20 protein-coding genes, 1 tRNA gene and 1 pseudogene are annotated in these 21,102 nt (G+C 59.0%); 13 read left to right on the forward strand and 9 right to left on the reverse strand.

Features of this window, described 5'->3' with window-relative positions; genetic code table 11:
• The first annotated feature begins 292 nt into the window (after nt 1–292).
• The 3 genes from ACCC96_RS19930 (at nt 293) to ACCC96_RS19940 (ending at nt 4,585) form a co-directional block, all read left to right on the forward strand.
• A tRNA-Met gene (locus tag ACCC96_RS19930) sits at nt 293–369 on the forward strand.
• A 278-nt stretch (nt 370–647) separates the two neighbouring features.
• On the forward strand, nt 648–3,290 hold the full coding sequence (mprF, locus tag ACCC96_RS19935) for a bifunctional lysylphosphatidylglycerol flippase/synthetase MprF (RefSeq protein WP_019647856.1): 2,643 nt from the start codon (nt 648–650) through the stop codon (nt 3,288–3,290).
• Nucleotides 3,290–4,585 (forward strand): virulence factor family protein, encoded by a 1,296-nt coding sequence (locus tag ACCC96_RS19940; protein WP_019580974.1) that lies wholly within the window; start codon nt 3,290–3,292, stop codon nt 4,583–4,585. Before mprF ends, ACCC96_RS19940 begins: the two co-directional genes overlap by 1 nt.
• A 75-nt stretch (nt 4,586–4,660) precedes the next feature.
• Here the strand turns inward: ACCC96_RS19940 and ACCC96_RS19945 are convergent.
• A pseudogene (locus ACCC96_RS19945) lies at nt 4,661–4,813 on the reverse strand (MarR family transcriptional regulator); the annotation flags it as partial.
• Between the two features lie 582 nt (nt 4,814–5,395).
• Here ACCC96_RS19945 and ACCC96_RS19950 point away from each other — a divergent pair.
• Complete coding sequence (locus tag ACCC96_RS19950; RefSeq protein ID WP_413696711.1) at nt 5,396–5,722, forward strand: DUF3077 domain-containing protein; 327 nt, start codon at nt 5,396–5,398, stop codon at nt 5,720–5,722.
• Between the two features lie 61 nt (nt 5,723–5,783).
• Here the strand turns inward: ACCC96_RS19950 and ACCC96_RS19955 are convergent, their stop codons facing one another.
• The gene (locus tag ACCC96_RS19955) at nt 5,784–7,685 is read right to left on the reverse strand and encodes a potassium transporter Kup (RefSeq protein WP_413696712.1); all 1,902 of its coding nucleotides are present in this window, start codon (nt 7,683–7,685) and stop codon (nt 5,784–5,786) included.
• A gap of 291 nt (nt 7,686–7,976) precedes the next feature.
• On the opposite strand from ACCC96_RS19955, the gene rimO reads away from it, so the two are divergent.
• From rimO to tsaA, 6 genes are all read left to right on the forward strand, one after another.
• Entirely contained in the window at nt 7,977–9,314 is a 1,338-nt protein-coding gene (rimO, locus tag ACCC96_RS19960; RefSeq protein ID WP_413696713.1) for a 30S ribosomal protein S12 methylthiotransferase RimO, read from the forward strand.
• A gap of 125 nt (nt 9,315–9,439) precedes the next feature.
• On the forward strand, nt 9,440–9,907 hold the full coding sequence (locus ACCC96_RS19965) for an acetyltransferase (protein ID WP_413696714.1): 468 nt from the start codon (nt 9,440–9,442) through the stop codon (nt 9,905–9,907).
• Nucleotides 9,908–10,001: 94 nt separating this feature from the next.
• Complete coding sequence (locus ACCC96_RS19970) at nt 10,002–10,712, forward strand: rRNA pseudouridine synthase (RefSeq protein ID WP_019580978.1); 711 nt, start codon at nt 10,002–10,004, stop codon at nt 10,710–10,712.
• A 75-nt stretch (nt 10,713–10,787) separates the two neighbouring features.
• Nucleotides 10,788–11,258: a DUF1456 family protein gene (locus ACCC96_RS19975; RefSeq protein WP_413696715.1), complete on the forward strand. Its 471-nt coding sequence runs from the start codon at nt 10,788–10,790 to the stop codon at nt 11,256–11,258.
• A gap of 219 nt (nt 11,259–11,477) precedes the next feature.
• Entirely contained in the window at nt 11,478–12,248 is a 771-nt protein-coding gene (locus ACCC96_RS19980) for an SDR family oxidoreductase (protein ID WP_413696716.1), read from the forward strand.
• Between the two features lie 186 nt (nt 12,249–12,434).
• Entirely contained in the window at nt 12,435–13,136 is a 702-nt protein-coding gene (gene tsaA, locus ACCC96_RS19985) for a tRNA (N6-threonylcarbamoyladenosine(37)-N6)-methyltransferase TrmO (protein WP_413696717.1), read from the forward strand.
• 73 nt (nt 13,137–13,209) lie between these two features.
• Here tsaA and fpr read toward each other — a convergent pair whose 3' ends face one another.
• Nucleotides 13,210–13,989 (reverse strand): ferredoxin-NADP reductase, encoded by a 780-nt coding sequence (gene fpr, locus ACCC96_RS19990; protein ID WP_002554680.1) that lies wholly within the window; start codon nt 13,987–13,989, stop codon nt 13,210–13,212.
• Nucleotides 13,990–14,111: 122 nt separating this feature from the next.
• On the opposite strand from fpr, the gene ACCC96_RS19995 reads away from it, so the two are divergent.
• Nucleotides 14,112–15,038, forward strand: a complete 927-nt coding sequence (locus ACCC96_RS19995) for a LysR family transcriptional regulator (protein ID WP_018926952.1) — start codon at nt 14,112–14,114, stop codon at nt 15,036–15,038.
• On the opposite strand, the gene ACCC96_RS20000 is transcribed toward ACCC96_RS19995, so the two are convergent.
• From ACCC96_RS20000 to ACCC96_RS20010, 3 genes are all read right to left on the reverse strand, one after another.
• Nucleotides 15,035–15,397 carry a diacylglycerol kinase gene (locus ACCC96_RS20000; protein ID WP_018926953.1) on the reverse strand — a complete coding sequence of 121 codons (363 nt, stop codon included), beginning with the start codon at nt 15,395–15,397 and terminating at the stop codon, nt 15,035–15,037. The two genes, ACCC96_RS19995 and ACCC96_RS20000, sit on opposite strands and share 4 nt — an antisense overlap.
• 75 nt (nt 15,398–15,472) lie before the next feature.
• The gene (gene erdR / locus ACCC96_RS20005; RefSeq protein WP_018926954.1) at nt 15,473–16,123 is read right to left on the reverse strand and encodes a response regulator transcription factor ErdR; all 651 of its coding nucleotides are present in this window, start codon (nt 16,121–16,123) and stop codon (nt 15,473–15,475) included.
• 209 nt (nt 16,124–16,332) lie between these two features.
• On the reverse strand, nt 16,333–17,091 hold the full coding sequence (locus ACCC96_RS20010) for a tRNA-uridine aminocarboxypropyltransferase (RefSeq protein WP_019647845.1): 759 nt from the start codon (nt 17,089–17,091) through the stop codon (nt 16,333–16,335).
• A gap of 189 nt (nt 17,092–17,280) precedes the next feature.
• Here ACCC96_RS20010 and ACCC96_RS20015 point away from each other — a divergent pair, with 189 nt between their 5' ends.
• On the forward strand, nt 17,281–17,706 hold the full coding sequence (locus ACCC96_RS20015; RefSeq protein WP_018926956.1) for a PA3611 family quorum-sensing-regulated virulence factor: 426 nt from the start codon (nt 17,281–17,283) through the stop codon (nt 17,704–17,706).
• On the opposite strand, the gene ACCC96_RS20020 is transcribed toward ACCC96_RS20015, so the two are convergent.
• Nucleotides 17,707–17,901, reverse strand: coding sequence for a hypothetical protein (locus ACCC96_RS20020; protein WP_018926957.1), 195 nt, complete (start codon nt 17,899–17,901; stop codon nt 17,707–17,709).
• A 490-nt stretch (nt 17,902–18,391) separates the two neighbouring features.
• Here ACCC96_RS20020 and ACCC96_RS20025 point away from each other — a divergent pair, with 490 nt between their 5' ends.
• Entirely contained in the window at nt 18,392–19,510 is a 1,119-nt protein-coding gene (locus ACCC96_RS20025; protein WP_019647844.1) for a TIGR00730 family Rossman fold protein, read from the forward strand.
• A gap of 42 nt (nt 19,511–19,552) precedes the next feature.
• Here ACCC96_RS20025 and recX read toward each other — a convergent pair whose 3' ends face one another.
• Together recX and recA are read right to left on the reverse strand one after the other, a co-directional pair.
• Nucleotides 19,553–20,020: a recombination regulator RecX gene (gene recX, locus ACCC96_RS20030; RefSeq protein WP_026286484.1), complete on the reverse strand. Its 468-nt coding sequence runs from the start codon at nt 20,018–20,020 to the stop codon at nt 19,553–19,555.
• A gap of 8 nt (nt 20,021–20,028) precedes the next feature.
• Complete coding sequence (gene recA, locus ACCC96_RS20035) at nt 20,029–21,081, reverse strand: recombinase RecA (RefSeq protein ID WP_007940559.1); 1,053 nt, start codon at nt 21,079–21,081, stop codon at nt 20,029–20,031.
• Nucleotides 21,082–21,102 lie beyond the last annotated feature (21 nt).

Below are 21,102 nucleotides of genomic sequence, written 5' to 3' on the forward strand. Positions count from 1 at the left end.
ATGGAGCAGTCTGGTAGCTCGTCGGGCTCATAACCCGAAGGTCGTCGGTTCAAATCCGGCTCCCGCAACCAAACATCGAAAAAGGCTACTCGAAAGAGTGGCCTTTTTTGTGCGTGCCTGTTTTATAAAAAATCAGCGTTTCATGCTTTACCGAGCAGAAACGAGAAACCCTTCTGATTCCGAAACTTAGCGTTCCTCGGCGACCGTTCAGCGCTGATTCTTGTTTATTTGACCCATACTTGGATTAACGGTTGACACTACGGCGTTCGCCTGTAGAATGCCGCCACACAGACGCGGGATGGAGCAGTCTGGTAGCTCGTCGGGCTCATAACCCGAAGGTCGTCGGTTCAAATCCGGCTCCCGCAACCAAACATCAAAAAAGGCTACTCGAAAGAGTGGCCTTTTTTGTATCTGTTGAAAAAGTCCTTTCGCAACAATGATCTGTCACTGTGCAGTGAGCCGTTCAGGGTCGCCAGACTGTGAGTTCAGACCTAGGCTGAACCGCAAGGAAAACCCTCGACGACTGGTGATGCGCCATCGCCGATACCCGGTGAGACGCGTTAATATTTGTGATTATTTTTTTCTACAGGGATTGGTAACTTGGCTGGATACCCCCATCCTGTCGCGCACAATCCAAGAGGTGATTGATGCGCGCCAACTCGTCTGATCCACAAGACACCGTCACAGCGACACAACCGATCAAAGCCGAGCGTCTGCGCTTGCTGGATCGAATCAGCAAATACCGTCAACCCATCGGTCTGGCGGTCACTTTGCTGCTGTTCGCCATCGCGCTGATTGCCTGTCGTCACCTGCTGAGCGAACTCGATCTGTACGCGCTGCACGACTCGATCCTGGAAGTGCCGAGACCCGCCTTGCTGGGAGCGCTGGGCGCGACCGTCGTCGGCTTCATCATTCTGCTGGGTTACGAATGGTCGGCCAGCCGTTATGCCGGTGTGACGCTAGCGCCGCGAATCGTGGCGCTGGGCGGTTTCACCGCCTTCGCCATCGGCAATGCCATCGGTCTGTCGCTACTGTCAGGGGGCTCGGTTCGCTACCGTTTATATGCACGGCATGGCGTGGGGGCTTCGGAAGTCGCGCACATGACGCTGTTTGCCAGCCTCTCGCTCGGCTGCGCCCTCCCGCCCCTGGCCGCCCTCGCCACCCTCAGCAACCTGCCCGCCGCCTCGCTGGCCCTGGGTTTCTCCGAGACGTTGCTGGGTGCGATTGCAGTGGCCGTGCTGCTGCTCGCCACGGTACTGGCGATCGGCATCTACCGCCGGCGCTTGCCGGAACAGCCTTACCCGGACAACCTGCTGGTCAAGGTCGGCCGCCGCACCTTGCGCCTGCCGGGCCGCCGCCTGACTTTCCTGCAACTGGTCATCACCGCCCTGGACGTGGCCGCCGCCGCGACAGTGCTCTATCTGTTGCTGCCCGAAGCGCCGCCCTTCGGTGCGTTTCTGCTGGTCTATCTATTGGCCCTGGCCGCTGGCGTGCTCAGCCATGTACCCGGCGGTGTCGGGGTGTTCGAAGCGATTTTGCTGGCGGCCTTCGCCGACAAGCTCGGTGCCGCGCCACTGGCTGCCGCCCTGCTGCTCTACCGCCTGATCTACGTGATCTTGCCGCTGCTGGTGGCTTGCGTACTGCTGTTGATCAACGAAGGCCAGCGCCTGTTTCAGACACGCCAGACGCTACGCGCCGCCTCAGGCCTGGCCGCGCCGATTCTGGCGGTGCTGGTGTTCCTGTCCGGTGTAGTGTTGCTGTTCTCTGGCGTAACGCCGGAGATCGATACGCGCCTTGAACACATCGGTTTTCTGATCCCGCATCGACTGGTCGACGCCTCGCACTTCGGCGCCAGCCTGGTGGGGGTTCTCTGCCTGCTGCTGGCCCAGGGCTTGCGTCGCCGCCTGTCGGCCGCGTGGATGCTGACCACCATTCTGTTGTTGGTCGGCGCCGTGCTCTCTCTGCTCAAAGGCTTCGATTGGGAAGAAGCCAGCCTGATGACCCTGACAGCAAGTTTGCTGGGGGTTTTCCGGCGTTCGTTCTACCGCCCCAGCCGCCTGACCGAGCTGCCGTTTTCGCCGCTGTATCTGGTGTCGAGTCTTTGCGTACTCGGCGCATCAATCTGGTTGCTGCTGTTCGCCTATCAGGACGTTCCGTACAGCCATCAGCTCTGGTGGCAGTTCACCCTCGACGCCGATGCCCCGCGAGGTTTGCGTTCGTTGCTGGGTGCCGCTGTGCTGCTGGTGGTGGTGTCCCTGACGTGGCTACTGCGCACCGCGCGTCCGATAATCCACCTGCCAACCTCCGATGAGCTGGAGCGCGCGGCTAATATCCTCATGGCCTCCTCCCAACCGGATGGCGGCTTGGCCCTGACCGGTGACAAAGCGCTGCTGTTTCACCCCAACGATGAGGCGTTCCTGATGTACGCCCGCCGTGGCCGCAGCCTGGTAGCGCTGTATGACCCGATCGGCCCGACCCAGCAACGGGCGGAAATGATCTGGCAGTTCCGTGACCTGTGCGATATCCATCACGCTCGCCCTGTGTTTTATCAAGTGCGTGCCGAGAACCTGCCGTACTACATGGACATCGGCCTGACCGCGATCAAGCTCGGCGAAGAAGCCCGGGTCGATCTCAAGCGTTTCGATCTCGAAGCCAAAGGCAAAGAGATGAAGGACCTGCGCTACACCTGGAACCGTGGCACCCGTGACGGGCTGTCGCTGGAGATCCATGAGCCGGGGCAAGCGCCGATGGACGAGCTCAAGGTGATTTCCGATGCCTGGCTGACCGGCAAGAATGTGCGCGAGAAAGGCTTCTCGCTCGGGCGTTTCAGCGATGACTACCTCAAGCACTTCCGTGTCGCGGTGATTCGTTTCGAAGGGCGCCCGGTGGCGTTCGCCAACCTGCTCGAGACCTACGGCCATGAACTGGCCAGCCTCGACCTGATGCGCGCGCACCCCGACGCCCCTAAGCTGACCATGGAATTCATGATGGTCGGCCTGATTCAACATTATAAAAATCATGGATACGCGCGCTTCAGCCTGGGCATGGTGCCATTGTCGGGGTTGCAACCCCGGCGCGGCGCACCACTGACCCAGCGCTTGGGCTCGATGGTGTTCCGCCGTGGTGAGCAGCTGTATAACTTCCAAGGTTTGCGCCGCTTCAAAGACAAGTTCCAGCCTGACTGGGAACCCCGTTATATGGCCGTGCCCGCCGGACTCGATCCGCTGGTGGCCCTGGCCGACACTGCCGCCCTGATTGCGGGCGGCTTGACTGGATTGGTGAAACGCTGATGATTCAACGCTCCCTGCGGTACGTACTGGCCACACTGGTAGTGCTGGCCCTGATTGTCGGTGGCGGTTACTGGTACCTCAAACGCCCGGCGCCAGAACCGACCCTCGAACTGCTGACGCCGGCCGATGGCGCCGTGATGACCCGCGTCATCCCCGGCACCACGCCGCGCGCGCAGGTGCTGGTGGCGGTCAATGAAGAGCAGAAGCTCAGCGATAAACAATTGATGACCCTGAGCCGCAGCGGCTCGGCGCAGATCGTCCAGGTGATCCTGCCCAAGGACTGCATCCAGCAAAGTCGTGCCCTGCAAGCAGGCCTCAGAGAACTCAAAGGCCCGGCAACCCTGGTCAGCGGTATCGGCCCTGGCGCAGTGCTGGCGTGGCGCTGGCTGTCCGAGCAGAAGGACGACAAGGCCCAGGCCATTTCGGTTGACCTGGCCCTGGAAAAACCCGGCTGCACCCACCTGTTGCCAAAAAGTGCTGCCCACGGTCACTGGCTGGTGGCCTGGAACGACAACCCGGACGACACCAGCGCCGGCTTCGTGCGTGACCAGCCCAACGCCGAAACCAGCATCAGCGACTACGACATCAACCTGCCGCAAGTGCTGAACAACGAACTGCGCAAAACCCTCGTCGGTGGCGATAAAGCCGCTGGCGGCCTGCAGATTCCGGTGGTCGAAGTGCCGGCCGGCCAGGCCAAGGACACCGTCACCCTGTTCCTCTCCGGCGACGGCGGCTGGCGCGACCTGGACCGCGACGTGGCCGGCGAGATGGCCAAGATCGGCTACCCAGTGGTCGGCATCGATACCCTGCGCTACTACTGGCAGCACAAGAGCCCGGAACAAAGCGCCCTGGACCTGACCGAACTGATGCAGCACTACCGGCAGAAATGGGGCACCAAGCGCTTCATCCTGACCGGCTACTCGTTCGGCGCCGACGTACTGCCCGCCATCTATAACCGCCTGCCGGAAGCGGAACAACAGCGGGTCGACGCAATCATCCTGCTGGCCTTCGCCCGCACCGGCAGCTTCGAGATCGAAGTCGAAGGCTGGCTCGGCAACGCCGGCAAAGAAGCCGCCACCGGCCCGGAAATGGCCAAGCTGCCGCCAGCGAAAGTGGTGTGCATCTACGGTGAGGAAGAAGTCGACGAGAGCGGCTGCACCGACAAGACCGCCGTGGGCGAAGCGATGAAACTGCCTGGCGGCCATCACTTCGACGAGAACTACCCGGCGTTGGCACAGCGGTTGGTGGATGCGATCGTGAAGCGTCAAACGAAGGAGACGGCGGCTCAGGAGTGATCTGAGCAGCCGAACACAAAAAGCCCCCGTAACCTTAAGGTTGCGGGGGCTTTTTTACATGTACAAACATGAAGCGCCACCAGCCGTCATTCGATTTATCAGCCGGGGCTTCAACAATTCCTCAACCATGTTCGAATTCGACTCAGATTCCATCTGTCCAGAAAGATTTTCTTCCTGGGCGTGCAGGCTGGCCATCTTGAACAAAAGCAAAATGTCTTGACTCTTCATGAAGCTAGAAACCCCGAGTGTCCACATTCCATAAAACGTGGACACTTGCCTCATTGAAAATATCGAACCGTCAAGCCCTTTCGATTTATCAGGTTTAACTGGGAAACCCTACGAATCATCTGCTAATTCGCGAACAGCTGGAGGGTAGTGACAACTCCGTTTCATTCGTCTGCCGCAACAACGCAAAAATTCAGTGACTTGTAAAATCGCTCGTCACGTTTAGTTTCGTTTACTCAAGGTGTCGCAAATATCGGATGACGCCCGCAGACCTTGTAGGCAAACTCCGAATCTCGCTTTTTGGGCACTTTGCCGCCTTGTTGCGTTTTTCTTCGAAGGGATACTCTCCGGACGTCGCTGACCATTCAGCGATCGGGCTTGGAAACCCGTCGAGTTAAGTGCAACAGCGCCCCCCATCAGTACGGCAGCGGTTTTTACAGCTGCGATCCTGTTATGGCGGCTGTGCGTGGGACGCCTTCGGGCGTGCCGGTTCCTTAGCTCCCGGTTTTCCAACCTACGTACAGCTGCCACCCATTCGCTTGGAAACGAACGTGGCCGCTGCTCCCTCGGGTTAAGGAGTTAGACATGAACAAAACAGATTCAAGCGCGATTTCAGGATTAAAAACCCTCGGCTTCACCCCTCTCATCTACTGCTCGGATCAGGCGCTATTCAACGTCCGCGCCGGCGTCCCCATCGTTGATGCCTTGTCACAAGCCTCCGACCTGCTGTTCCTCGTCAAATCATTTACCGAGGATGCCGCCTACGCAAAAGACACCGACCGCCACGCCTGGGCCGCGCATTACCTGACGGCGATGAGTAAGGCGGTGATTGATGATGTGGTGAAGGTGCTAACACCGCGACCCGCCCGAACAAAGACCGAATCTGAAGAAGAGTTGCCTGAAAGCAAGTAAAGGCACAGACACAAAAAAGCCCCCGCTACCTTCATGGCAACGGGGGCTTTTTCATGGGGGCTTACATCTCGACCTGGGTACCTAGTTCAATCACCCGGTTCAGCGGCAGATTGAAGAAACGCAGGTTGCCATTGGCGTTTTTCAGCATGAAGGCGAACAACGCCTCGCGCCAGCGGGCCATGCCTTCGAGCTTGGAGGCGATAACTGTCTCGCGGCTGAGGAAGTACGTGGTGCGCATTGGGCTGAAGTCCAAGTCATCGAGATGACACAGTTTTAGCGCTTGCGGCACATCCGGCTCGTCGGTGAAACCGAAGTGCAGGATGACCCTGAAGAAGCCTTCGCCGTAAGAGTCGACCTCGAAACGTCGTTGCGGCGGGACGCGCGGGATGTCTTCGTACACCACTGTCAGCAACACCACTTGCTCGTGCAGCACCTGGTTATGCAGCAGATTGTGCAACAGCGCGTGGGGCACGGCATCCGGGCGAGCGGTAAGGAACACAGCGGTGCCCTGGACCCGATGTGGCGGTTGCACACGGATACTGCTGATGAAGATCGGCAGCGGCAGCCCGCCTTCGTCCAGGCGATCGACCAGCAGTTGCTTGCCGCGTTTCCAGGTAGTCATCAGGACGAACAGTGCGATACCGGCGATCACCGGGAATGCACCACCCTGAACGATTTTTGGCACGTTGGCGGCGAAGTACAGACCGTCTACCAACAAAAAGCCCAGCAACACCGGAACTGCGAGAACCGGTGGCCATTTCCACAGCAGCAGCATCACCGCCGACACCAGAATCGTGGTCATCAGCATGGTCCCGGTCACTGCCACGCCGTAGGCCGAGGCCAGGGCGCCGGAGGACTCGAAGCCAATTACCAGCAGGATCACGCCGACCATCAGCGACCAGTTCACCGCGCCGATATAAATCTGCCCTTGTTCGGCACTGGAGGTGTGCTGAATGTGCATGCGCGGAATGTAGCCAAGCTGGATCGCCTGACGAGTCAGGGAGAATGCGCCAGAGATCACCGCTTGCGAGGCAATCACCGTGGCCATGGTCGACAACCCCACCAATGGAATCAGCGCCCAGCTTGGTGCCAGCAGATAGAACGGGTTGCGGGCGGCTTCCGGATCACCGAGCAGCAAGGCGCCCTGGCCGAAGTAGTTCAGCACCAGCGCGGGCAGCACAAGGATGAACCAGGCCCGAGCGATCGGCTTGCGACCGAAGTGGCCCATGTCGGCGTACAGCGCCTCGGCACCGGTCAACGCCAGCACCACGGCACCAAGAATCGTGACGCCCATGCCTGGGTGATCCATGAAGAAGCGTACGCCCCACACCGGGTTTATCGCTTGCAACACTTCTGGATGCTGGCTGATGCCATACATGCCCAACGCGCCGAGCACCAGAAACCAGGTGACCATGATCGGCCCGAACAGAATGCCGATCCGCGCTGTACCGTGGCTCTGAATCAAGAACAGCGCCACCAGCACCACGAGCGACAGCGGCACCACCCAATGGTCGATACCTTCGAAGGCCAGCCCCAGCCCTTCAATCGCCGAAAGCACGGAAATCGCCGGGGTGATCATGCTGTCGCCGTAGAACAGCGCCGCGCCGATCAGCCCGCAGACCACCAGCAGCGTGCGCAATTTTGCATGCCCTCCCGCTGCTCGTCGCGCCAGCGCGGTCAAGGCCATGATCCCGCCTTCGCCCTGGTTGTCGGCGCGCAGTACGAACATCATGTATTTGATCGAGACGACCCAGATCAGCGACCAGAAGATCAGCGCCAGAATGCCCAGCACGCCGTCATGGTTGACGGGCACGCCATAGCCTCCGGAAAACACTTCTTTGAGGGTGTACAACGGGCTCGTGCCGATGTCGCCATAAACCACTCCGACCGCCGCGACCAGCATGCTGATCGGCTTCGCCGCCGAATGCCCACCGGCTATCGCCTGACTACTTGCCTGCCCCATCCATCACTCCTACTACTCAGACCCGGGCTTCTTCGAAGAAGCACTATGCTTTTGTCGTGCAGCATGCACTGTTTTACTTGTTGTTACAGACGTTTTATTGACTGTAAAAAATCGGTCAAGCGTAACGGCGCGAAGCATAGCGCAGCACTCGTCGTATTTCCCTGCATAAAGCTGGTCAAGTGCGCCGCCCATCGTTAGAATTGCGCACTTTTTGACCAGAGGGTGCAACATAGCGCCCGTCTGTCGCCTTGCCGTCATCGGCTGGAGGCGTCACAAATACCGAGGTTAGACATGTCCACCACTCCTGCGCCGGCCAATCCAAAGGTTGGCTTCGTATCCCTGGGTTGCCCGAAAGCACTGGTCGACTCCGAGCGCATCCTTACCCAGCTGCGCATGGAAGGCTATGACGTAGTGTCCACTTATCAGGACGCCGACGTCGTAGTGGTTAACACCTGCGGCTTCATCGACTCGGCCAAGGCTGAGTCTCTGGAAGTGATCGGCGAAGCCATCAAGGAAAACGGCAAGGTCATCGTGACCGGCTGCATGGGCGTGGAAGAAGGCAATATCCGTAACGTACACCCGAGTGTGCTGGCCGTGACCGGTCCGCAGCAGTACGAGCAAGTGGTCAACGCCGTGCATGACGTCGTGCCGCCGCGTCAGGATCACAACCCGCTGATCGACCTGGTGCCGCCGCAAGGGATCAAACTGACCCCGCGTCATTACGCCTACCTGAAGATTTCCGAAGGCTGCAACCACAGCTGCAGCTTCTGCATCATCCCGTCGATGCGCGGCAAACTGGTCAGCCGCCCAGTCGGTGACGTGCTCGACGAGGCCCAGCGCCTGGTCAAGTCCGGCGTCAAAGAGCTGCTGGTGATTTCCCAGGACACCAGCGCCTACGGCGTCGACGTGAAATACCGCACCGGTTTCTGGAACGGCGCGCCGGTGAAAACCCGCATGACCGAACTCTGCGAAGCCCTGAGCACCCTCGGTGTGTGGGTTCGTCTGCACTACGTTTACCCATACCCGCACGTCGATGAGCTGATCCCGCTGATGGCCGCCGGGAAAATCCTGCCGTACCTGGACATTCCGTTCCAGCACGCCAGCCCGAAAGTCCTCAAAGCCATGAAACGCCCGGCCTTCGAAGACAAGACCCTGGCGCGGATCAAGAACTGGCGCGAGATCTGCCCGGACCTGATCATCCGTTCGACCTTCATCGTCGGCTTCCCCGGCGAAACCGAAGAAGACTTCCAGTACCTGCTGAACTGGCTGACCGAAGCCCAGCTGGACCGCGTCGGCTGCTTCCAGTACTCGCCGGTCGAAGGCGCACCGGCCAACGATCTGGACCTGGAAATCGTTCCGGACGACATCAAGCAAGACCGTTGGGATCGCTTCATGGCGCACCAGCAGGCCATCAGCTCGGCACGCCTGCAAATGCGCATCGGCCGTGAGATCGAAGTGCTGGTGGACGAAGTCGACGAGCAAGGCGCGGTTGGCCGCTGCTTCTTCGATGCCCCGGAAATCGACGGCAACGTGTTCATCGACAATGGCAGCAACCTGAAGCCGGGCGACAAGGTCTGGTGCAAAGTGACTGACGCCGACGAATACGACCTGTGGGCTGAACAGATCTAAACGCAAAAAATACGAAAAGCCCTGCTCTCTTGACGAGATGCGGGGCTTTTTTACGTCTATCGTTTTGTGGGAGAAAAAACTCGCAGCCTTACGGGAACGGCTCTTAACAGAAGGAGCAAGCGGCCATGCGCCAACATTCGGTCATTTACACACCGAAACAGAGCGACTACGAAGAACTCACCCGCGTGTGGGAAGCCTCGGTGCGCGCTACCCATGACTTTCTGCCCGACAGCTACATCGAACTGCTGAAGAACCTGGTGCTGACCCGCTACCTCGACGCCGTCATGCTGATCTGCACCAAAGACTCGCGCCAGCGCATCACCGGGTTCGCCGGCGTGGCGGCGGGCAAGATCGAAATGCTGTTCATCGATCCGGATCACCGTGGCCAAGGCCTGGGCAAGCAATTACTGCGCTATGCCCTGGAACACCTGAACGCCGATGAGCTGGACGTCAACGAGCAGAACCCACAGGCCCTGGGTTTTTACTTCAAGCAGGGCTTCGAGGTGATTGGTCGTTCGGAGCATGACGGCATGGGCCAGCCCTATCCGTTGCTGCACATGCGTTTGCGCCAGCAACGTTCACAGCATGGCTGACACAACGCATTAAAAACACATGAGGCAAATGGACCCGCGATTAACCGGCGCCAGGCAGGTACAATGCCCACCCCTTTTTTGTTACGGCCCTGTCATGACTGACCCGATTCGTCTCTCCAAACGCCTCATCGAACTCGTCGGCTGCTCCCGTCGGGAGGCTGAGCTGTTCATCGAGGGCGGCTGGGTCACCGTCGACGGTGAAGTCATCGACGAGCCGCAGTTCAAGGTCGACACCCAGAAAGTCGAGCTCGACCCAGAGGCCAAGGCCACTGCGCCGGAGCCGGTGACCATCCTGATGAACGTTCCGGCAGGCATGGACGCGGACAGCGCCATGGCGACCCTCAGTGCCGCGACCCTGAGCGAAGAACACCGCTACGGCAAACGTCCGCTCAAGGGCCACTTCCTGCGCCTGACCGCCAGCGCCGACCTGCAGGCCAACGCCAGCGGTCTGCTGGTGTTCACCCAGGACTGGAAGATTCTGCGCAAACTCACCGCCGATGCCAGCAAGATCGAGCAGGAATATGTGGTCGAGGTCGAAGGCGACATGGTGGCTCACGGCCTCAACCGCCTGAACCACGGCCTGACGTACAAGGGCAAGGAACTGCCGCCGGTCAAGGCCAGCTGGCAGAACGAAAACCGCCTGCGCTTTGCCATGAAGAACCCACAACCGGGCGTGATCGCCCTGTTCTGCCAGGCCGTCGGCCTCAAGGTCGTCGCCATCCGCCGCATCCGCATCGGCGGCGTATCCATCGGCAAAGTGCCCTTGGGGCAATGGCGCTACCTGTCCGGCAAAGAGAAGTTCTAAGGCTTTTCCCGCCGCCATACATTTCGGCGCCGCAGCTTCATGCGGCGCCCACAGCGAAATATCAGGACTGCACACATGATTCATAACGACGTACTGCGCAGCGTGCGCTACATACTCGACATCAGCGACAAGAAAGTCATCGAGATCATCAAGCTCGGCGGCATGGACGTCACGCTGGAAGACCTGGTGACGTACCTCGACAAGAAAGAAGAAGACGAGGAAGGTTTCGTACGGTGCCCGGACGAAGTCATGGCGCATTTCCTCGACGGCCTGGTGATCTTCAAGCGTGGCAAGGACGAAAGCCGTCCGCCGCAGCCGATCGAAGTGCCGGTGACCAACAACATCATCCTGAAGAAATTGCGCGTCGCCTTCGAACTGAAGGAGGACGACATGCACGCCATCCTCAAGGCCGCCGAGTTCCCGGTGTCCAAGCCTGAGCTGAGCGCGCTGTTCCGCAAATTCGGCCACACCAACTACCGCCCGTGCGGCGATCAATTGCTGCGCAACTTCCTCAAGGGCCTGACCCTGCGCGTGCGCCCGCAGTAACGTGCGAGACGGATTTACTTTGTAGGAGCTGTCGAGAGCAACGAGGCTGCGATCTTTTGATCTTTCGCTTGGAAGAAAAGATCGCAGCCTCGTTTCACTCGACAGCTCCTACACAGCTCCTGCAGGGCTGTATAGCCCCCCATTCCGCGCAAAAATAGTGGCTCCGCTTCCGGCGGCTGAAGACTAGGGTGTATTGACCCTCAGCTCTCAGGACTCGCCATGCATCCCTACTTCTCTCTGCAAGGCCGCACCGCTCTGGTGACCGGCGGCACCCGCGGTATCGGCAAAATGATCGCCAAGGCTTATGTCGAGGCCGGCGCCACCGTGTACGTGTGCGCCCGGGATGCCGAAGCCTGCCAGCAAACCGCCGCTGAGCTGAGTGCCTTCGGGGTTTGCCACGCCGTGGCCGCCAACCTGGCTCATGAAGAAGGCATTCAACAACTGGCTGCGCAATTGAGCGAACAAATTGGTCAACTGGATATTCTGGTGAACAATGCCGGTACCACCTGGGGTGCGCCGCTGGAGAGTTACCCGGTCAAGGGCTGGGAAAAAGTCATGCAGCTCAACGTGACCTCGGTGTTCAACTGCATCCAGCAATTTCTGCCGCTGCTGCGCAAGGCCGGTTCGGCGGCGAATCCGGCACGGATCATCAACATTGGCTCGGTGGCCGGGATTTCGTCCTTCGGTGAACAGGCGTATGCCTACGGCCCGAGCAAAGCCGCCCTGCACCAACTTTCGCGGATTCTGGCGCGAGAGCTGGTGAGCCAGCACATCAACGTCAACGTGATTGCGCCGGGACGTTTCCCGAGCAAGATGACTCAGCATATCGGCAATGATGAGCAGGCGTTGGCCGAGGACACGGCGTTGATTCCGATGAAGCGCTGGGGCCGGGAGGAAGAAATGGCGGCGCTGGCGATTAGCCTGGCGAGTACGGCCGGGGCGTATATGACCGGGAATGTCATTCCTTTGGATGGCGGGTTTAGTCTTTAGATCGGCGGCGCAGCTATCGCGGGCAAGCCACGCTCCCACAGGTTTTATGCCGTACACAACATTTGCGTTCACTCGAGAACCCTGTGGGAGCGTGGCTTGCCCGCGATGACGGACTGATAGGCAACACCGATCTCGAGGCCGCTCGGGTTATCATGCCCGCCCATATTCGCGCCTCGACCCCAGACCATGACCTACAGCGTTTCCCCCATCGGCTTCGTACGCTCCTGTTTCAAGGAGAAGTTCGCCATTCCGCGTCAACCGCAACTGGCCCCGGCCGCTCGGGGCGTACTGGAGCTGGTGGCGCCGTTCGATCAGGGTGATGCGGTGCAGGGGCTGGAGCAGGTCAGCCATGTGTGGCTGCTGTTCCTGTTCCATCAAGCGCTGGAAGAAAAGCCACGCCTCAAAGTCCGCCCACCGCGTCTGGGCGGTAACAAATCCATGGGCGTGTTCGCCACCCGCGCGACGCATCGTCCTAACGGCATCGGCCAGTCGGTGGTCAAACTGGACAAGGTCGAAGCCAATCGACTGTGGATCTCCGGCATCGACTTGCTGGACGGCACGCCAGTTCTCGACATCAAACCTTACGTGCCCTACGCCGACATCATCGACACGGCGTCCAACGACATCGCCAGCGCCCCCCCGCTGCTGATTCCCGTGCAGTGGACGGACTCAGCCCTGCAACAGGCCCACGGCCACGCTCAGCGGCTTGGCGAGCCCCTGGTCGAGTTGATCGAGCAATGCCTGGCACAAGACCCACGCCCGGCGTACCAGGTTCCTACGCCTGAGCGCGAATACGGCGCGCAGTTCTGGGACCTGGATGTACGCTGGCATTACCCCGAAGCCGGGGTTATCCGTGTCCTGGAAGTCATCCCCGCCTCCAACGCGTAGGCGATTGCGTCCGGCATAAAAAAGCCCCCATTGCCTGCACAGGCAACGGGGGCTTTTCAGTGATGCGGTGTTCTTACTTCTCGACGAACGCACGCTCGATCAGGTAATCACCCGGCTCGCGCATCCGCGGCGAAACAGTCAGGCCGAAGCTGTTCAACACTTCGCTGGTCTCGTCGAGCATGCTCGGGCTGCCGCACAGCATGGCGCGGTCGTCCTGCGGGTTGATCGGCGGCAGGCCGATGTCGCTGAACAGCTTGCCGCTGCGCATCAGGTCGGTCAGGCGGCCTTCGTTTTCGAACGGCTCGCGGGTCACGGTCGGGTAGTAGATCAACTTGTCACGCAGGGCCTCACCGAAGAACTCGTTCTGCGGCAGGTGCTCGGTGATGAATTCGCGGTAAGCGACTTCGTTGACGTAACGCACGCCGTGGCACAGGATCACCTTTTCGAAACGCTCGTAGGTTTCCGGGTCCTGGATGACGCTCATGAACGGCGCCAGACCGGTACCGGTGCTGAGCAGGTACAAATGCTTGCCAGGCTTCAAGTCATCCAGCACCAGGGTGCCAGTAGGCTTCTTGCTGATGATGATCTCGTCGCCTTCCTTCAGATGCTGCAACTGGGAAGTCAGCGGGCCATCAGGCACTTTGATGCTGAAGAACTCGAGATGCTCTTCCCAGTTCGGGCTGGCAATCGAGTAAGCGCGCATGAGCGGCCGGCCGTTGGGCTGTTGCAGGCCGATCATCACGAACTGACCGTTCTCGAAGCGCAGGCCCGGATCGCGGGTGCACTTGAAGCTGAACAGAGTGTCGTTCCAGTGATGAACACTGAGGACACGCTCGTGGTTCATGTTGCTCATGTACGTGGGACTCCTGGAGATTTTGCCTGCGCCAATGATGTGCACAATTGCATCGCATTCTAATGGCAGCGACAATATCTGTTAAATGGATTATTAAGATAAGGGTTATCGGTTATATCGATATGCGATTTACTCTCCGTCAACTTCAAGTATTCGTCGCCGTCGCCCAGCAGGAAAGCGTATCCCGTGCTGCGGGCCTGCTCAACCTCTCGCAATCGGCGGCGAGCACCTCGATCACCGAGCTGGAGCGCCAGTGCAGCTGTCAGCTGTTCGATCGCGCCGGCAAACGGCTGAGCCTCAACGCCCTCGGCAAACAGCTGTTGCCGCAAGCGGTGGCCCTGCTCGATCAGGCCAAGGAAATCGAAGACTTGCTCAACGGCAAGTCCGGTTTCGGCTCCCTGGCGGTCGGCGCGACGCTGACCATCGGCAATTACCTGGCCACCCTGCTGATCGGCAGCTTCATGCAGCGTCATCCGGAAAGCCAGGTGAAGCTGCATGTGCAGAACACTGCCAACATCGTGCAACAAGTGGCTCACTATGAAATTGATCTGGGTCTAATCGAAGGCGACTGCAGCCATCCGGACATCGAAGTACAGAGCTGGGTCGAAGATGAACTGGTGGTGTTCTGCGCGCCCCAACATCCGCTGGCTCAACGCGGTATTGCCACCATGGAGGAGCTGAGTCATGAGGCGTGGATTCTCCGAGAACAAGGCTCGGGCACGCGGCTGACCTTTGACCAGGCCATGCGTCACCACCGCAGCGCGCTGAACATTCGCCTGGAACTGGAACACACCGAAGCGATCAAGCGCGCGGTGGAGTCAGGGTTGGGGATTGGCTGCATTTCGCGCCTGGCGCTGCGCGACGCGTTCCGTCGTGGCAGCCTGGTGCCGGTAGAAACACCGGATCTGGACCTGGCGCGGCAGTTCTATTTCATCTGGCACAAACAGAAATATCAGACATCGGCGATGCGCGAGTTCCTCGAACTGTGCCGCGCCTTCACCGCCGGGGTTCAGCGCAGCGACGAGATCGTTCTGCCTGCCATCGCTTAAAGCAGGATCACCGCCCACACCAGTGCGATCATGCTCAATGCCACGAGTTGAGCAGCACTGCCCATGTCCTTGGCGTTCTTGGACAGAGGGTGCCGCTCCAGGGAAATGCGGTCGATGGCCGCTTCGACCGCCGAGTTGAGCAATTCGACGATCAGCGCCAACAGGCAGACTGCAATCAGCAGCGCCTGCTCGACACGGCTGACATTCAGGAAGAACGACAGCGGAATCAGGATGGCATTGAGCAACACCAGTTGCCGGAAGGCCGCCTCGCCAGTGAAGGCCGCGCGCAGGCCGTCAAAGGAATAGCCGGAGGCGTTGAGGATGCGTTTTAGGCCGGTCTGGCCTTTGAAAGGTGACATAGAGTAAGCAACTGACCAAAAAGGAGTGGGAAAGCTAGATTAAGCAAAGTCAAAAAAGCGTGAATACATAACACCTTAGTGGCTCGAAATTGACTCAAGTTGTTGCAAGAGCAGCGCCGCCTGAGTCCGGGTCCGTACATTCAGCTTACGGAAAATCGCAGTGACGTGGGCCTTGATCGTCGCTTCGGACACGCTCAATTCGTAAGCAATCTGCTTGTTCAGCAAACCCTCACAGACCATGGTCAACACCCGGAACTGCTGGGGCGTCAGGCTGGCAAGGCCTTCGCTGGCCGCCTTGGCTTCGTCGGAAACACTGACAGCTTCGAAGGCCTGGGGCGGCCAGAAAACGTCACCATCGAGCACCGCGCGCACGGCTTTTTGAATAACACTCAAGTCACTGGACTTGGGAATGAAACCGCTGGCGCCGAACTCACGGGATTTCACCATGATCGACGCTTCTTCCTGCGCCGACACCATCACCACCGGAATCTGCGGGTACTGACCACGCAACAGCACCAGCCCGGAAAAACCGTAGGCCCCTGGCATGTTCAGGTCCAGCAACACCAGGTCCCAATCGGCCTTTTCGGTCAGACGGCTTTCCAGCTCGGCAATGCTCGCCACTTCCACCAGCCGGACATCCGGGCCCAGGCCCAGGGTCAATGCTTGATGCAAGGCACTACGAAAAAGAGGGTGGTCATCGGCAATCAGGATTTCGTATGTGGCCATTTTTCAAATGATCCTGTTTTTCAAACAACTCCAGGTGCAGCCACGCAGATGCACCAACAGGGCACGTTCAACGCCAATCACATGGCTATTCACGTAAAAATACGGCGTATCAAACGATGGCCGCGCCCCAATCGGCGCCAAGCATGCCCAGCGAAACCGGGGTGGTCAAGATACATAACCGGTACAGTTCTTTGCAGTATGGGCGACAATCAGAACATGGCGGGGACGTCGTTATGAACAAACGGCATCAGCTCGGCGTGGGCCGGTGTGGCGAGGTTCATGTCCAGCTGGTTTTTCGCGTCCAGATAATGCTGACTGAACACGTCGAAATAAGCGTCCAGCGCTGACGCAGCCTCGGTATCACCGGCCAGATCGAGACACAGTGCAGCCACTTCAGCGGTGCATAAATGTTCGCTACGGGTGGAACGGCGCAGTCGATAACGTGACAGTTTTTCGGGCAGCAGGCTCAAGATCGGCAAGCGATCAAAATACGGGCTCTTGCGAAAGATCTTCCGGGCTTCGGTCCAGGTGGCGTCCAGCAGAATGAACAGCGGGCGCTTGGTGCTATCGACCGCGACACTGTGGGTAACTCGCTCGGGTTCGACGTATTCGCCCGGAAACACCAGGTACGGTTGCCATTGCGGATCGGCCAACAGCGCCAGCAGTTGCTCATCAATCTCGGTACGCGACCAGATGAATGCATGATTGTCACGCACCACATCAGCGATCAGCCAACCGGTGTTACTTGGCTTGAACACTTCTTTGTTGGTCATGATCAGGCACACGCCCGAGCGGGCCTCGACCAATGGGCGCCAGGCACACAGGCAATGACTTTCAATCACGCGGCAATTACGGCATCGCGGCGCCCTCCAGCCACGGGCCTGAATCGGCTTGATGCCCTCCTCCTCTCGCTGATCGCGCAAGCGGGCGACGGCGTTTGCGGCAAAGCGCGGGGTGACAGGGTTCATCGCAGGCAGCACCGTAGTGGATGGAAAATCGACACGAAAAACACTCGCAAGGGCAAAAAGTCGCGGCAGTTTATCAGAGCAGCCGGTGCAAGCCTGTACCGCTCAGACCTCCTCCCCTATAATTCGCCGCCACTGAACGCACAGTCATGTGCCTGGTCGAACCACCAGTCACTGAACCAGGAGAGTTTCATGCTGCGCCTTATCGTTCCCACCGCTGCCATTTTGCTGGCGTCGTCCTTTAGCGCTCAGGCTGCATCCTTGAGTGAGCAGAATCTCAACAGAGAGCTGCGAAACGTCGCCGTACAAAGCAGCGTTGGCACTCCACGGGCGATCAACGAAGACATTCTTGATCAGGGCTACACCGCCGAAGGAAAAGTGCTGATCAACCACTTGAGCGTGCAAAGCAGCCACGCCGAAAAAATGCGCGCCGATCCCAAAGCTGTGTACTTCCAGCTTGGCGCCTCCGTATGCAGAAACCCAGGGTTCCGCAAGCTGATGGCCAAGGGCGCGATCATGCGTTACGACTTCACCGAGGTGAAGACCAACCGTCCGGTCGGCTCCGCAAGCTTCCAGGACTCGGACTGCCCGAAAGAGACTCCCGCGAAGAAGAAATAATTACCTGGCATTGGCGCGCCGCTGTTCATCCTCGGCGCGCAGCTCTGCCAACAGCGCCTGCAAGTAACGCGAACGTCGCTCCCCACCCTCCAGACGTCGGCAGCACTCTTCTTCGAGACTCAAATGATGGGTCTCGGCCGATGCTTTCAGCAATCGATACAGTTGCGCATCGATCTCCAGAGTCACTCTGGGCATGGTTTCCCGCCTCCCTGCATGCATTGATCGCCGTTGATCACGCGATAAATCCCTGAATTGCTTGAATGTTGCGTCCTGCCGTTGACGCAAAGTTGTCGTGTCACGCCTGTAACTTAGTAAATCAGAGCGCGAGACATGCGGCTTGCGTTCAGACGAGCGGTGAAAGCACCTTGCAAATCGTCAATAAGCGGTTGCCAGGAAAGACTTTGCGGCGCAATGATCAAGCCAGCGAAAATCGTTGCGAGGGTCTAAATTCAATGTGTTCACGTTGATTTTTCGAGGGCAGAAAAGGGGCTGCCCATTACGGTGTCTTATTGTGCGAACGTTTCTTTCATTCAAGGGATAAGCAGAGCCCGTATGGATGACTTGATTGCAACCGAGTCAGGTAGAGCGCCCAGGCATGGGCTTGGGCAGACAGCGACACAAGGGGTGTCGCGGCGCCGACGATTGTTTTGTCGGGCCGAGGGTTCTGTGCAGAAGGAGAAGTTGAATGCCTTACCAACCGAATGACCTACTGAGCCGTCATTTTCAAGAAAGCGGCCACGACCTCACCAGCAAGGTCGAAGAACAACTCAACCTGGTTTCACCCAACAGCCCCAACATCCCGATTTACCGCGACATGATCCTGACCGTGCTGCGCATGGCTCAGGAAGATCACAACCGCTGGAATGCCAAGATCACCCTGCAAACCCTGCGTGAACTCGAGCACGCTTTCCGTGTGCTGGAGCAGTTCAAGGGACGGCGTAAAGTTACCGTTTTCGGCTCGGCCCGCACGCCGATAGAACACCCGCTGTATGCTCAGGCCCGAGAACTGGGTGCCGCCCTGGCGCGCTCGGACATGATGGTCATCACCGGCGCCGGTGGCGGCATCATGGCGGCGGCCCATGAAGGCGCCGGCCTGGAACACAGCCTGGGATTCAATATCACCCTGCCCTTCGAGCAACATGCCAATCCCACGGTCAATGGCACCGCCAACCTGCTGCCCTTCCACTTTTTCTTTACCCGCAAGTTGTTCTTCGTCAAGGAAGCCGATGCGCTGGTCCTGTGCCCAGGCGGTTTCGGTACTCTGGATGAAGCACTGGAGGTGCTGACCCTGATCCAGACCGGCAAAAGCCCGCTGGTGCCCGTGGTGTTACTGGATGCACCAGGCGGCACGTTCTGGCAAGGCGCGCTGGACTTCATTCACCATCAACTGGAGGAAAATCGCTACATCCTGCCGACCGACATGAAGCTGTTGAGCCTGGTCTACAGCGTCGAAGAGGCTGTGGAGCAGATCAACCAGTTCTACAGCAACTTCCACTCCAGCCGCTGGCTCAAGCATCAGTTCGTGATTCGCATGAACCATAAGCTCAGCGACCGAGCGCTTGAACACATGCAGGAGGCATTCGCCGACCTGTGCCTGAGCGATCATTTCCATCAGCATTCCTACAGTGGCGAGGAGCACGACGAAGCGCAGTTCAGCCATCTGGCGCGCTTGTCCTTTACCTTCAACGCTCGTGATCATGGCCGTCTGCGGGAATTGGTGGATTACATCAACCTGCCGGAAAACTGGGTCCAGTCCAGACCCCAGGCGCAGCAACGCACACGGGAACCGTCCAAGGTAACGTGATGCAAAAAAACGGCCCGCTATCGAAATAGCGAGCCGTTTCAGTCAATCGTCCATCCCTCGGCCGCTGAACAAGCGGCTGATCATTTCCATGGAATATCCCCGATAACTCAGGAACCTGCCCTGTTTGGCACGTTCTCGGGCGTCTATCGGTAAATGCCCGGAAAATTTGCGCCGCCAGGTGTCTTCCAGTTGCTCCTGCCAATCGATACCACTCTCGCGCAAGGCGAGCTCAATGTCGGTACGTTGCAGACCACGCTGGCTCAGCTCTTCGCGAATGCGCAAAGGGCCATAACCGGAACGGGCACGGTAGGAAACGAAGCTTTCGAGGTAACGGGATTCGGACAACAAGCCCTCTTCCGTCAAGCGGTCGAGTGCTGTGTCGATCATTTCAGGGGGGGCGCCGCGCTGACGCAGTTTACGCGTCAGCTCGACTCGACCGTGCTCGCGTCGCGCGAGCAGGTCCATTGCGGTTCGCCGCACCGCGACGAGTGTATCGAGTACGGCGGTCATCGGATCGATCAGATATCAGCGTCAGCCAGGTCGTCTTCGGTCTCTCTGACAGCCGAAGCCTTGACGTCCGGTGCCGGGGTCAGCAGCTTGTCGCGCAGCTGCTTCTCGAGAGTCGCGGCGATTTCCGGATTGTCTGCCAGGAACTTGGCCGAGTTGGCCTTGCCCTGACCGATCTTGGTGCCGTTGTAGGCATACCAGGCACCGGACTTCTCGACGAAACCGTGCAGCACACCCAGGTCGATCATCTCACCGTTGAGGTAGATGCCCTTGCCGTAAAGAATCTGGAACTCGGCCTGACGGAACGGCGAAGCCACCTTGTTCTTCACAACTTTGACGCGGGTTTCACTACCGACGACTTCATCACCTTCTTTCACCGCGCCAGTACGACGGATGTCCAGACGAACCGATGCGTAGAACTTCAGCGCGTTACCACCGGTGGTGGTTTCCGGGCTGCCGAACATCACGCCGATTTTCATGCGGATCTGGTTGATGAAGATCACCAGGCAGTTGGCGTTCTTGATGTTACCGGTGATTTTACGCAGCGCCTGGGACATCAGACGGGCTTGCAGGCCCACGTGCATGTCGCCCATTTCGCCTTCGATTTCAGCCTTTGGCACCAGAGCGGCCACGGAGTCGACGATGATCACGTCAACGGCGTTGGAACGCACCAGCATATCGGTGATTTCCAGGGCCTGCTCGCCAGTGTCCGGCTGGGAAACCAGCAGGTCGTCGACGTTGACGCCCAGTTTGCCGGCGTACTCAGGGTCGAGAGCGTGTTCGGCGTCGACGAATGCGCAGGTCGCGCCGGCTTTTTGAGCCTGGGCGATCACCGACAATGTCAGGGTGGTTTTACCGGAGGATTCAGGACCGTAGATTTCAACGATACGGCCTTTTGGCAGGCCGCCAATGCCGAGCGCGATGTCCAGACCCAGAGAGCCAGTGGAAATGGCCGGGATCGCCTGACGGTCCTGATCGCCCATACGCATTACGGCACCCTTGCCGAATTGACGTTCGATCTGACCCAGGGCCGCAGCCAAGGCTTTCTTCTTGTTGTCGTCCATTAAAGTCCTCACGTAATCAAT

The organism is Pseudomonas sp. Pseusp11 (assembly GCF_047304405.1).
In the GTDB taxonomy this organism is placed as follows: Bacteria; Pseudomonadota; Gammaproteobacteria; order Pseudomonadales; family Pseudomonadaceae; genus Aquipseudomonas.